General features: G+C 52.4%; 11 protein-coding genes. 1 reads left to right on the top strand and 10 read right to left on the bottom strand.

Annotated features, from left to right (window positions below; all coding sequences use genetic code 11):
- Positions 1-20: 20 nt before the first annotated feature.
- The 4 genes from M2298_RS25525 to M2298_RS25510 all read right to left on the bottom strand — a co-directional run bounded on the left by M2298_RS25525 (position 21) and on the right by M2298_RS25510 (position 2,450).
- A complete protein-coding gene (locus M2298_RS25525; protein WP_280649233.1) occupies positions 21-650 on the bottom strand; it encodes a hypothetical protein in 630 nt (209 codons plus the stop codon).
- An 18-nt stretch (positions 651-668) separates the two neighbouring features.
- Positions 669-1,316 carry a zinc metalloprotease gene (locus M2298_RS25520; protein ID WP_280649232.1) on the bottom strand — a complete coding sequence of 216 codons (648 nt, stop codon included), beginning with the start codon at positions 1,314-1,316 and terminating at the stop codon, positions 669-671.
- A gap of 201 nt (positions 1,317-1,517) precedes the next feature.
- Complete coding sequence (locus M2298_RS25515; protein WP_280649231.1) at positions 1,518-2,078, bottom strand: nitroreductase family protein; 561 nt, start codon at positions 2,076-2,078, stop codon at positions 1,518-1,520.
- Positions 2,079-2,192: 114 nt separating this feature from the next.
- A complete protein-coding gene (locus M2298_RS25510) occupies positions 2,193-2,450 on the bottom strand; it encodes a hypothetical protein (RefSeq protein ID WP_122965958.1) in 258 nt (85 codons plus the stop codon).
- Between the two features lie 213 nt (positions 2,451-2,663).
- On the opposite strand from M2298_RS25510, the gene M2298_RS25505 reads away from it, so the two are divergent.
- A complete protein-coding gene (locus M2298_RS25505) occupies positions 2,664-3,602 on the top strand; it encodes an alpha/beta hydrolase family protein (protein ID WP_280649230.1) in 939 nt (312 codons plus the stop codon).
- 126 nt (positions 3,603-3,728) lie between these two features.
- Here M2298_RS25505 and M2298_RS25500 read toward each other — a convergent pair whose 3' ends face one another.
- The 6 genes from M2298_RS25500 to M2298_RS25475 form a co-directional block, all read right to left on the bottom strand.
- Positions 3,729-4,469, bottom strand: coding sequence for a GntR family transcriptional regulator (locus M2298_RS25500; protein WP_122965960.1), 741 nt, complete (start codon positions 4,467-4,469; stop codon positions 3,729-3,731).
- Between the two features lie 187 nt (positions 4,470-4,656).
- Positions 4,657-5,394 (bottom strand): PIG-L deacetylase family protein, encoded by a 738-nt coding sequence (locus M2298_RS25495; RefSeq protein ID WP_122965998.1) that lies wholly within the window; start codon positions 5,392-5,394, stop codon positions 4,657-4,659.
- 10 nt (positions 5,395-5,404) lie between these two features.
- Complete coding sequence (locus tag M2298_RS25490; RefSeq protein WP_122965961.1) at positions 5,405-6,415, bottom strand: N-acetylglucosamine kinase; 1,011 nt, start codon at positions 6,413-6,415, stop codon at positions 5,405-5,407.
- Complete coding sequence (gene argH, locus M2298_RS25485; RefSeq protein ID WP_122965962.1) at positions 6,415-7,923, bottom strand: argininosuccinate lyase; 1,509 nt, start codon at positions 7,921-7,923, stop codon at positions 6,415-6,417. Before argH ends, M2298_RS25490 begins: the two co-directional genes overlap by 1 nt.
- A gap of 220 nt (positions 7,924-8,143) precedes the next feature.
- The gene (locus M2298_RS25480) at positions 8,144-10,675 is read right to left on the bottom strand and encodes an NEW3 domain-containing protein (protein ID WP_122965963.1); all 2,532 of its coding nucleotides are present in this window, start codon (positions 10,673-10,675) and stop codon (positions 8,144-8,146) included.
- A 134-nt stretch (positions 10,676-10,809) separates the two neighbouring features.
- Positions 10,810-13,347: an NEW3 domain-containing protein gene (locus M2298_RS25475; protein WP_122965964.1), complete on the bottom strand. Its 2,538-nt coding sequence runs from the start codon at positions 13,345-13,347 to the stop codon at positions 10,810-10,812.
- Position 13,348: the final 1 nt, after the last annotated feature.

The following is a 13,348-nucleotide window of genomic DNA, read 5'->3' as shown; positions in this document are numbered from 1 at the left end:
GCCAACGGATTATTTTTTATTTATTCCCAATTATACTTCTGAACTACTTTATCTTTTAATTTTTGAAAATGATTCAAATTATCCCCAATAATTTCTTCATTTGCTACATCATCATATATTGCATCTTCAAAATCTGTTATAAACGTACGATTTTTAACATTATCGTTAATTGAGTGATCGTACTTTCCTTGGTACATTCCGACAATTTGGTAGGAGTTTTCTTTTGGAGTATCTCGTAAGAACAACGTGTACTCTCCTTCTTCACTCATTAAATTATACCCTTCAACCGTAACAAACTCATTTTTCTCGCTATCTATTGCAGCTGGCTCGAAGACCAGCACATTGTCCTCTTCCTCAAGATCGCCTTTCATAACCTTTTTAATCTTAACTTTTGATTTCGAAAAAGGTATGAAATCGGTGACAGAATCTCCGAGAATCGTTTCTCTTTCTCCGGTAAATTTAGCATTTACAATTATTGGGGATTGACTCTCTAATTCTTCCATATCTTCATAAACTTTATAATCGGCATGGTAAGAAAATACTTTCATTCCTTCCGTTTTCGCCATAAGCGTACCAGATGTGTAATTAATTCCGACAATTGCTGCAGCCATTGCAATTATTCCAATAGTTAGTTTAGTCCTTTTATTCATTTTATTATATCCTCCTCATTAATACTTCCATTGAAGGTTCGATATATCTAATTGCTGAAGGTCAGGATAGCTGATTTGTCCTGAAACCATGACTGATTTCACACCATCATACTGATGCTCCATAGCAAAGGCATGACCAATTTCATGAATAGTAGTTTTATTGCGCTCATCCGAAGTAAATTTGTGCTGTTTCATCATATAATCATTCAACCAAATTTTTGCATAAGCCCATGTTTCATAATTAGATGCGCGCTCATAGCTAGTAGTTTTGGGATCAATTTTAAACGGGATCATAATCCCGAATGCATCTCTTGCATACTCACTAGAATTTTTTTCATCCATCACTATACTTAACATTTCACCGTCACCACTTGATAATTTCCTAAATCCAATATTTGCATCACTGATTGAATCAAATTCATTTACAGCATCATCGACATATCTAGAGTACCCAAGTCTATCTACAGCGTTACTAGTTGAATATGTTAATTTTGAATATTTACTATTAGAAAATCCACCTCCTGGCCAAAAAGCGTTCGCATTTGTTTTTCCCTGAGATCCAGACGCTGGGATTGAGAAGGCACTTACCACAAAAAGAATGGCAACTAACGATGATATTTTCCTCATAAAAACAAACACCCCAATATTTGTAAATTTCACTTTCATTATAACCAACTATATTCACTTTCTGCAATTACTACAGATTTACAAAACTCGACATTATTCCTTACCTATACACAAGCTTTTATCCTCATTTCGATAACCTTCTCCATTAAATCAATTTAAAACGGATATTGCCCCTTTTAAAGTCAAAATAAAAAACCTGAAAAGCTGCTTTACAAGCAACTTTTCAGGTTTTCTAACCTTTCATTCCAACCAAGTCGTCTTCTCTTCCGCAGCCACACGGTTTGTCACAGGCGCATCCGCTTCCGGGTAGCCGATGAACAGCGTGCCTACAACCTTTTTGTTTTCCGGCGAGCCGAGAAATTCCAGCAAGCGCTCGTCGCGCACCAAGCCGATTCCTCTCGTGCGCCAAACCATGCCAAGTCCAAGCTCCTTCGCCGCGAGCCACATGGAATGAATCGCGCAGCATACAGCGTATTCGTTGTCTTCCGATGAAGCCTCGTCGCCCGGAATTACATCCGATGTGACGACGATGACCAGCGGTGTTTTTTCCAAAACAGCCAAAGAGTCCTGGACGAGATTCGGCTTGGTCGGAAAACGCTCCAGCAAAAACGCCTTGGCGATTTCCTCAAACCGTTGCTTTGCCTCTCCTCTGATGACGTAAAAATGCCACGGCTGGCGCAAACGGTCATTCGGGGCCAAAACGGCGCAATCGAGCAGCGCCTGGATTTTCTCTGTTTCGACTTCTTTCGGAATATAGTTGCGGACGGCTCTTCTCTCTTTCAATGTTTCGACTACGGACACGACTGTTACCTCCTCGCTTTCTTTCCATTCATAAATTTCCCATTTCATTATATCGAATGGCAAATCGGTTCGTATAGAGCGGCCGGAAGATTACGCTCCGAACCCCGTTTTTTTTCATTTGGAATGAATCGCCATATGCGCCGTGTGCTCGTCTTCTTTTTTCACGTAAATATCGTACTGGGTACGATCCTCGCGCGGAAACATCCCTGCGCTGTCTGCTCCCAAGTGACTCCGACCGTACGAGTACGAACGAGTCCGAAACTTCACCCCGTGGGCGGACAACTTGTGGACGATTTGCAAATATCGCTCGTGACCGAACGCCGTATAAACTAGGCACTTGTATTTGGAAAAGAGCGTGAGAAAAAAGTTCATGAACGCTTCTCCCTCCCTTTCATCTGGCACATGCCAAACAATGGCTGAATCAAAATTAATAATTGACAGAAAATTATCCACTCGTTACTATGAATTATACAACTAATCATACAACTATACGTGTATTAGTCTTCTTGTTGTATGAACTTTGGAAAAGGAGGTTGCGATGCACAAGCCGTCAACACGTCAAAACGTCAAATCCAAGGAGGACTTATGAACAAGCCAAAATATGTCTCTGCCAACATCCTACTCGCTCTCATTCTGCTTTTTGCGGGCTTCCAGCAAAGTACATTCGCCCAGGACAAGATTTCTGCACACCAAACAGCTGCGATTACAGCAACAGAAAGTCCCGTCTCCATCGCCAACAAGTCGTACGTCGTTCCCGGAATTTTGACAGTGCCTTCCACAGCAACAAAAGAACATCCAGCTCCTGCTGTGCTGCTCTTGCATGGCACGGGCGGAAACAAAAACGAGCTGGGGGATATATACAAAAGACTGGCAGCCAAACTGGCCGCAAACGGGTACGCATCTTTGCGCATCGATTTTGTCGGCGGTGGCGACAGCAAGGTCCCTTATGTCTACAACAACTTTGACGATTCCGTGCTCGATGCCAATCAAGCTATCGCTTTTCTCGCAAACAACCCGCTGGTCGACAAAACAAGAATCGGCGTTCTCGGCTGGAGTCAAGGTGGCCGGATTGCGCAAGTAGTGGCAGCGAGAAACGAATCGGTCAAAGCGCTCGTGACGTGGGCATCTGCTTCTTCCAACGGCGCGACAGACTTCGAAGATATGTTCAAGTATGAGGAGCAGGCAATAAAAAATGGCTACTACGATTTCGTATTGCCATGGGGCAGCAAGCTTCGCCTTGGCAAGCAGTGGTTTGTGGCGATGAAAAATTCAAAAGCAATGGAAGAAATCAAACAGTACACAGGCCCGCTGTTAGCCATTCACGGCTCTTTGGATGTCATTGTGGCTCCTGCCAAGTCACGCGAATTGCTGAAAAACGCAGGCAGCAACGATGCGACTTTGCGCATTTTGGACAAGGCAGATCACGGATTTCTCCTTGTCAAAGGCGACAGCCTCAATCCTGACCAGTCCACACCGGAAGAACTGCTCAAAATAACGGTCGATTGGCTTGCCGAAAAATTATAGCAACCTCTCTCTAACGATAGCGAAAATCCCATCAGCGCACCTTCTGATGGGATTTCTGTCATATGCCGCAAGTATAGGGCAGACAGGCAGGCGAAACACATTCGCTGGCTGCTGTTTACCGCTTTCCTAATACGTGCAGATCGTTAGCTGCGCGTCCTCTTCCGGAACAAAAAATTTATTGTGCATCAGGATGTTCCCCGTCTTATCGTAAATCACTTCCAGAATCAAGACGAACCAATTGTTTTGGGAAGGCATTTTATGCGTTTTAATGAGGTCGTTGCCTTTGACAAACTTGATTTCGAGCTTCGTGCTGTGCGCGTATTCATAGATTTGCTCGTCTACAAACGCCGCGAGCTGCGCTTCTTCGGCGTAGTTGATTGAGTATGCCTCAAAAGTGTCGTAGGGAATCATCGTGAATCCGTAAGCTCTCGCCCGTTTTTCATGTTCATAGAGCCGATCAACGCCCATAACCCAAGGGACGATTTTTCCAAGCGTATTGATCACATAATCATTCGGCACATCGATCCGATAGCTGATCGTTGCCAGCTCAATCTCGTACTGTGAGCACTTATAAACGGGATTCGTCTTTTTTTCCAACCCGGCATGGTTCACGTTAGGTGTCTTGCTGACATAGCTGCCTGAGCCGTGACGCATGACGATAAATCCGTCTTCCTGGAGCAGTAAAAGCGCCTGCCGCAAAGTCATCCGGCTGATCCCGAGCATCTGGGACAAGTCTGTCTCGGATGGAAGTTTGCTATTTTCGGGATACAGACCGCTCTGGATCATGTGCAAAATTTCGTTGTACGCCTTAATATATCTCAGAACTTTGCTATCGTTTTGCCCTTTTTTCGGATTTGTGATAAACACTCACCTCTTCTCTTCCCCTTCCTCTCATTATATGCCCGCCGGAAGCGGTCTATCAAACAGACGATGTATGCACCGTGGCAGACATGGTTGAAAAAAGCGGCTGCTCTCCGCGCAAAAACGCCGGATCGCAGCCGCCACGCCAAATAACAGGCATATTTTCATTGCTACTGAACGGGCCAAAGACACCCTACAACTCCATCACCGGAATCCCTTTCGGCGCTCGCAGCGGCTCAATCGGCTTGCCCGCCGATCGCACCAGCGTGTAGTATTCATAGCAGCCAATCACGGTAAAGTCGCCATCAATGACGCCCGGATAAGCGCGGTTGACGGAATACACCTGGCTCTGGTGGGCGCGCAGCGCTTCGCCTTTTTGTGTCCGGTAGTCTGTGATGTCTACCTTGCCTGTAATCGGAACCGCAGGCTGCGGGCCACTGTCCGGGCAATGGTCGTAGTAATGCGGGATCGACACGTAGTACAAATCCGGATATTCATCCGCCGCAAGCTGCGCTTCTGCTTGCTCGACCGCAAGCGTGGTCGCTTTGCAGGTGACGATATGATCGGGGTGTCCGGTCACGCCGTCTGGCGGAAACGTGATGACGACATCCGGCTTCCACTCCACGATCGCCTCGCGTATTTTGGCTGTCAGCTCAGCCAGATCGGCATGCTGCAAAGATCCGTCCGCATAGCGGAACAAATCCAGCCGCTTGATGCCGAGCACTTCCGCGGCTTTTGTCAGCTCCTGCTCCCTGTGGCGAGCCAGCTTTTCCCGGCAATCGATCTCAAATGGTCCGGATCGCCCTTTGCAACCAGATGTGATGCACAAGTAGCAAGTCTCTTTGCCCTCTGCCTTGCATTTGGCCAGGGTGCCGCCGCAAGCGAAGGACTCGTCATCCGGGTGGGGGAATACTACCATCAGTTTTTTCATCTCGGGCACCTCACTTGCCGCCTGACTGCCGCTCCAAATACGCCAGTCCTTTTGCTATGACACCGTAGATCGGGTCGTTTTGCGCCTTCTCGATGACCACCTGGGCAGCATACTGCTGGACACGCTCGACGACGATTGTTCGCACCCGATCGTCGTTTTGCAAGACGCCGCCCTGCATGATCATTTGAAACGGTTTTTCCTTCATATCCAGAGCGTCGATCACGGCACGAACGGCCGCAAACAGCTCTTCTCCGGCAACTTGCAAAATCCGGGTCGCTACCTGATCGCCCGCCAGTGCGGCCTGGCTGACCAGCGGAGACAGCTCCCCAACTTTTTCCACGGAATAAAAGTCGCTGTACGTCCAGTTGAACAGTTCATCGACACGCTCCAGTCCGGCATGCGGAAGCAGCAAATTTTGCAAAAGCGTCGGCTCGCCGCGACCGTCTGCCGCCCGCAGGACAGCCATGATCGCCTGCTTGCCGATCCAGTATCCGCTCCCCTCGTCACCGACCCGATGGCCCCAGCCTCCAGAACGCGCTGTTTCTTGCGCGTCGTTTACTCCGAAGGCGATGGAGCCGGTCCCGGCGATGACGAGAATGCCCGGCTTGCCGCCCGTCGCTCCGAGCAAGGCGGCAAACCCGTCGTTTTCCACGATCAAATGCTGGACGCGGATGCCAAGCTGATACAGCACCTTGCTCACCATCCGCGAGATCACCCGCCGATCATGCTCTGTATCCAGACCTGCAATCCCGATCACGGCGCATTCGATTTCCCATTCCAGCTCGCCCGCTGCCTGTTCCAGGCCAAGCTCTTTCCCTGCTCCACGGCTGACCGCATCGGCCATCGCTTGCCGAATGGCTGCGATCAATTCGCGGGCGGCCGCTTCCTCGCCGATTCCTTGATAGTTGCAAGAGCCGGAACGGCCTTGGCCGACTTCTCTTGCGGCTCGGTCCACGAGCACCGCCAAGCATTTGGTGCCCCCTCCGTCCACTGCCAGAAGAGGTATCCGCACCACTGCCATTACCCCACGCTCCATTCAGCTATCATCTGATCCAGCCTGTTCATGCCAACTGCAATGGCTTGTTGTTTCTTTGCGACCCACGCACTTTCCTGCCCGAGAACAGCCCGGCGCTCGGTGATCATCCGGTTGATTTCTTGCGGATTCGGTCCGCCTGGCAGCTTGCGGATCATGACAAAATGCACAGGATCAAGCGCCAAGCGCAGCTCTTCTTCCGTGATCGACAATTCGCGGCCGATCACTTCGACTGCGGCGCGATTGACCAGCTCCAGACTGATCTGGTTAGCCGCCAGCTCGGCGCTCATCGCTTCTTTTACGACCCGGCTTACGATGTGGTGCGATTTGCGGAACGAGAGGCGATCCGTGCGCACCAGCGTATCGGCAAGCTCTGTTACCGTAGCGAAGCTCGCTTTTGCCCGCTCCAGCAAGACGTCCTTGTTGACATCCATCGTCCCGACGACGCAAGCCATCAGGCGGTACATCTGCTCCAGCACAGCCATGCTCTTCCAAGCGTAAGGCTGCATGTCATCTTCTGTATCGACAATATCACCAAACGGCGTATTGTGCATCATCGTCAAAACAGTCGTGGCATTTCCAGCGCTGCTGGACAAAAGCGAGCGCATGTGTTCGAACGATACCGGATTGCGCTTTTGCGGCATGATCGAGCTGATCTGAACGTAGGGACTGGCGACTTTCAGGGCGCCAAATTCCTGCGTGCACCACAACAGCATATCTTGTACCGTGCGCCCCAAATCGATCGCGGCCAGTTGTACGGCAGTCGCTACCTCGCCCAAATAGTCGGCACCGCAGACGGCGTCGTATGAATTTTCCACCAGTTCGTCAAATCCGAGCAATTCGCGCATCCGCTCCCGGCTGATGCCAAAACCGGATGTAGTCAGAGCTGCTGCTCCCATCGGGGAACGGTTGCACGTCTGATACGCCTGGATGAGTCGCTTGATGTCGCGGCTCAAAAGATCAGCTGCTGCCATCATGTAATGGGCCATCGTCGTTGGCTGCGCCTGCTGGGTATGCGTATAGCCGATCATGACTGTCTCGGCGTGCTCTTGCGCAAAGAGGAGCAATTGCTCTTTCAGATAGAGGGCAGATGCGATCGTCACCAGCAATTTTTCGCGCAGCACCATGCGATAGATGGTGATTCCCATGTCATTGCGGCTGCGTGCCAAGTGCAAATTGCCTGCAACATCTGGCGCCAATTCCAGCAAACGGCTCTCTACCTGAAAGAACAAATCTTCAAACTGCCCGGTGTAAGTAGCGCGGCGCAGCTCTTCCATCTCGATCCCGCAAAGGGCGCGGGCAATCTCTTTGGCTTCGCCGTCCGTAATCAATTCCTGTTCGCGCAGCATGATCAAATGCGCTTTGTTGATTGCCATCATCGGCTTTAGCAGGTGGTGCTTCGCCTCATTAAATGCCGGCTCCAGCACAGCCTCTACGTATGTCTTTCCCGGGAAACTGGCTCCCTCCTGCGAAAATATGCGTTCCCTGTAGTCCATCCTACTCGCATCTCCTTTTTACGCCGAATCGTCAGCTACACATGTTTCAGCGATGGTTTCGTGATTGTTTGCTTCGTTTGTTTTCGTCCAGGCGTTGGCAGAGTCAAAATAACTCCCGGGACAAAGGAGGCGACCCAAACGAACAAAGATCGCCTCGCTTCGCTCCCAGGCAAAACGTGAGCCGTCGCGTCGGGCAAGCCCTGCGCCCTGTCCGGCTTTTCTACTGCTTCAAGCTGACCATGTTGACGAACATTCTGATCGCGCCAGGCACGAGCGCCGGAATTTCCCGGTACCAGACCAGCGAGCTGTACGTGTACGTTCCTTTTCCATACTTGGCGGAGAGGAATGTACCTGTGAACTCTTTTTCACCCGGATCGCCATTGGAAATCAGTGTGGTATACTCTTTGCCCCACTCTGCCGGATTGTAGGCGGAGCGGTCCTGAATCCAGTTGTTCCAGTCTTCCTCGGTAATTTTGTTCGGTGCGTTGAACAGAGGGTGATCCGGTGCGAGCATGGTCACTTTCGAATCTTCATCGGTGACGCGCCATTGGATCAGCGGCGTGCCGATTTTGATCGGATAAGGAGCCAGCTCGCTCTTCCAGTTATCCTCCGGTTTGTGGTATTGCACGACGAGATTGCCGCCGTTCTCCACGTATTTCAGCAGACGGGCATTGCTTTGGGTAAGCTCTGGCCGGAAACCGTAGGCGCGAATGCCGAGAACAATCGTGTCGTACTGGCCGAGATCGCCCGACTCGATGTCTTTTGCCGTCAGGTTGGTCACATTGACGCCAAGCTGGGTCAAATATTGATCGATGTTGTCAAAGCCGCTGGACACGTAGCCCACCTTCAAACCTTCCGGCACCTTCAGGTCAAACGCCTGGACAGCAAGACTTGCAGGCTGCACGAAATACGTTGTGCCGATGTGCGGATAGCGAATGACTTGCGCGCCATGGCGGCTTTCTTTTCCGTCACCGGACGCCACTGCCGTAATCGTGTACGGTGCAGGCTTGACGGAAGCCGACGCTTTCACCGTAAAGGCTACCGACTTCGTTTCTCCCTTGGCGGCAAAAGCAAGCGGCGCTGCTTTCGGCTCCACCGACCAGCCTTCCGGCACCTGCAAGGACACGTTTGTCTTCGCTGCACCCGGATTGTAGTTTTTCACAGTGACTTTGACAGGGATCGGTTCTTGCGACTTCAACGTGTTCAACACCGTTGCGCTTGGAGCAAGCGACATCGAGAACGCCGGAAGCACCGCAACAGCATCTGCCGGCGTGACATGGCTGGTTGCTTTTGATCCGGCAAAACTGTAGCTGACGTCAGCCGTGATCGCCGGAGCAGCATACGGTTGGAACAGACTTGCATCAGACGGAACCGTTACTTCAAAAGTAGTCTTGACTGTCTGATTGTAGGACAGGGAAGAGAAGCTCGTCGTGGACAGGGCTTTGGCCTGCCAGCCTTTCGGAACGTTCAGCGCCAGATTCACGCCGCTCACCTTGGCTTGACCGCCGTTGTACGCGCTCACCGTGACCTTCGTGGTTTGGCCTGCGACCAGCTCGTTTGTTTCCGGTTTGACTTTTGTCACCAGAGACAGTGCCTCCGCGCTGGCTTTGTTCAACTGCGCTTGCTTCACATCCAGGCGATGGAGCAAATCGGTTTTGCTTGCTTCGGGAAGCGAAGACGATTGGACGTCTTTTTGCGCTTTCTGCACGTCAGCGAGCATCTCGTGCGCTTCCTTGGCTACAGCGGCAAAGCTCGGATAGGCGGCAACCACTTCTTCCGCATCCTTTTGCAGCTTCTTCAATTCGCTTGCTACTTTTTCGCCGCCAGACTGGCTTGCCGTTTCTTTGGCCAGGTCGTCAAAAGTGAAGGCGATGCCTTCAAAAAAGTCAGCTTCCTTGGCTTTCGTCTGGACGATCGACTGATCGAGCTTGTAGTAGCCAAAGCTCGGCCCTTCGTCATAGTGGCGGCCCATCCCTTGGCTTTTGTGCATGAAGCGGGATTCTTCTCCCAGTTGCACATACGAAGCGCCGTAAATCTCGTCATACGCTCCGACAGGAACACTGACGGAGTAATCTTTTTCCTGGGCAGGCAAATACAGCTTTTTCACCTGCCACGGGGACAGCCCTTCTTTCAACTGCTCGGGGAAAACGTTTGGATCAGCGGCATCCTTGAATGCCCGGACAGTAATGACATTAATAGCGCGATGATGGCCGTGAGTCGAAGGTTCGTTCAAAAATGCGGGAATCACTACATCCGGTCTGATTGTGCGGATTTTGCGGATCAGCCTTTCGTAGGCTATATCCTCGCCCCACTTCTGCAAAGTTTCGTCCGGACTTTTGGAAAAGCCGAAGTCGAAAATGGGGTCATCAATCTTCTGGCTGAGATTCTCCAGATGGATGTTCGTGATCTTGGAAGCCTCCTGCAATTCGCGGGTACGGATAATGCCCAGCGCGTTGCCCAGCTCGCTGCCAATCTCGTTTTGTCCTCCCTCGCCGCGATTGGCAATGACGCTGGACGTGTCTACCCCTCTGCCGAGCGACAAATAGGCGAGCATGGAACTGTGCTCGTCATCCGGATGGGCTCCGGTATTCATCGCGCTGGCAATCGTCGTGAGCGGCTTGATCGCTTTCCACAAATCGACGACTCCCCGATCGGCGTGCGCCGTTTGTGGCGCCAACGGGATGACCAGAGTCGTGGCAAGCGCGGCCGCGGCCGCAATGGTGTAAAGCTTGGCAAGTTTCCCCTTCCTCAATGAACTCTCCTCCATTCGCTTTTACGATTGATGTCTATATCAATCATGGCGCTATGTATGCGAGTGTTTCGTTGCTGCTGCCATGGATCGACCCACGTTAGATCAGAGCTTTTTCAAGTGAATGGTCTTGATCGTTACTGTTTCTGGCTGATCATGTTGACAAACAGGCGGAAGGCCCCGGGCACAAGCTGCGGAATCTCGCGGAACCAGGCGAGCGAGCTGTACGTGTACGTCCCTTTGCCATAACGGGCCGTCAGAAAAATTCCGCGAAACTCCGGCTCCCCCGGATCACTGGTGGCAATCAGCTCGGTATATTCGCTGCCCCAGCGTGAAGGGTTGTAGATCGAGCGCTCCTGCACCCAACCGTCCCAGTCTGCCTGGGTGATCGGGTTAGGCTCGGAAAACATCGGATGCTCGGGTGCGAGCATGCGCACGTCTGACTGCTCATTCGTGACGCGCCAGTCAATCAGCGACTCACCGATGAAGATCGGGTACGGCGCGAGCTGCGGCTTCCACTTGTCCTCCGGTTTGTGGTACTGAACGACGAGATTGCCGCCGTTTTCCACATATTGCAGCAGACGCTGGTTGCACTCGATCAGCTCTCTGCGGAATCCGTATGCGCGGATGCCGAGCACGATCGTATCGTAGCGGGACAAATCGCCTGACTGGATCTCGTCTGCGTCGAGGTTGAGGCAATGCACGCCTACCGCGCGCAAATATTTGTCCAGGCTGTCAAAGCCGCTGGCGACGTAGCCGATTCGCCGATTTTCGGGAATCGCCAAATCGAATGCCTGAACGGTGAGCTTGGCAGGGCGGATGAAATACGTCCGTCCGACGTGCGGATACTCGATCACCTGCACATCCTGGCCGCTCTCTGCCACTCCATCGGCGCGGGTTACTTGCGCCTTGACCTCGTACTTCCCGTTTTCCACCTGCGGCCCTGTATGCACCGTGAAGGCAATCGTTCTCGTCTCTCCGCGAAAAGCAAACGGCACATCGATAAACGCAGGTTCCGCCGTCCAGCCTTCGGGCACAGCGAGGGACACTCTTGCTGTCGTGCTGCCCGGCCGATATTGCTTCACTGTTACTTTTACCGGGATGGGCTGCTCTGTATGCAGCGTGTTCCGCACAACGGCAGACGGCGTCAAGGTCAATGAATAAGGCGGCAGCACGGCGACGCTGTCATCCGGCACTACCCGGATGGTGCTTGCTATATCAAAGGCGAAGTACAATGCCTCGACTTCCAAAATCGGCGGCCGGTACGGGTGAAAAAAGGCAGCCGCAGCCGGGACGGACACTTCGTATACGGTGCAAACGGTCTGGTTGTAAGGAAGCCGCGGAAAAGTGGTCGGCGTAAGCGGCTTGGCTGTCCAGCCGGGCGGAACTCGCAGGCGCAGCTGCACATGTTCGACCTCGATTGCTCCGCCATTGTAGGCCGTCACCGTGACTGTCGTCGTCTGCCCGGGAACCCACTCGCCCGTCTCCGGCTTGATTTTGACCACAAGCGACAGCGCTTCGGCACTGGCGCGGTTGAGCTGCGCTTCCTTGATCCCCAGACGGAACAGCAAATCGGTCTTCGTCTCCTCGTCGAGCGAAGAGCCGGGCACCGCCAGCTGAACGGCATGCAGCAACGCCTTCATCCGGTGGACGCGGCTTGCCACCTCCGCAAAGCGCGGATACGCCGACAGCACTTCATTCGCCGCATCGTGCATCGTATCGAGGATGCGAGCCAGCTCGGATTCCCCTTTTTGGGCGACGCTTCGGGCCAGATCGGCAAACGTGAACGGCAATCCGGCAAAAAAGTCTCTCTCTTTTTCCGCCGCCGGAACGACGGACGCATCGAGACGATAGTAATTGTAGGTCGGGCCTTCATCGTAGTGGACACCCATCCCTTGGGTCTTGTGCATGAATCTCGATCGCTCGCCAAGCTGGACATAGGAGGAGCCGTAGTTTTGATCGTACTCCCCGACAGGAACAGCCACATGATAGTCTTCGTTGTCCATGACGGGCACATACAGCTTTTTCATCTGCCAGGGCAACAAGCCCTCCTGAATGTGAGCAGGAAACGTCTCAGGGTCTGCCGCACCGTGAAAAGCTCGCTGTGTCAGCAACGTAATCGCCCGATGGTGTCCGTGCGTAGTCGGCTCATTTTCAAAGCAGGCGATGACGACATCCGGGCGAAGCTCCCTGATTTTGCGGACAAGTCGCTCGTAGACGACTTCCTCGCCCCATTTGCGAAATGTTTCCTCCGCGCATTTGGAGAAGCCGAAGTCGTTGATCGGATCGTCCAGCTCTTCACTCAGGATGCCAAGCGTCACATTGCCGAGCGCAGACGCCTCTTCCAGCTCCCGCGTGCGAATGATGCCGAGCGCAATCCCTTGCTCGCAGCCGATTTCATTTTGGCCGCCCTCTCCCCTTGTCGCGATTACGCTGGACGTGTAAACGCCCCGTCCCATCGCCAGGTAGGCGAGCATCGCGCTATGTTCATCGTCGGGATGCGCTCCCGTATTCATCGCGCTGGCGATCGTCGCCAGTGGCTTGATCGCTTTCCACAAATCCAACAGCCCGTGTTCCCCCTGCATCGTCCGCGCAGAGGCGGGGATAGGTGGGCAGGGCAGCCTGGTCGGCTGCACCACCGAAGCACTTTTGTCTATCGATTCACTGCTTTCCACG

Source organism: Brevibacillus sp. 1238 (assembly GCF_029892995.1).
Taxonomy (GTDB): domain Bacteria; phylum Bacillota; class Bacilli; order Brevibacillales; family Brevibacillaceae; genus Brevibacillus; species Brevibacillus parabrevis.
The sequence above is the reverse complement of the archived record's forward strand: the minus strand, read 5'-3'. Positions and strand labels throughout refer to the sequence as shown.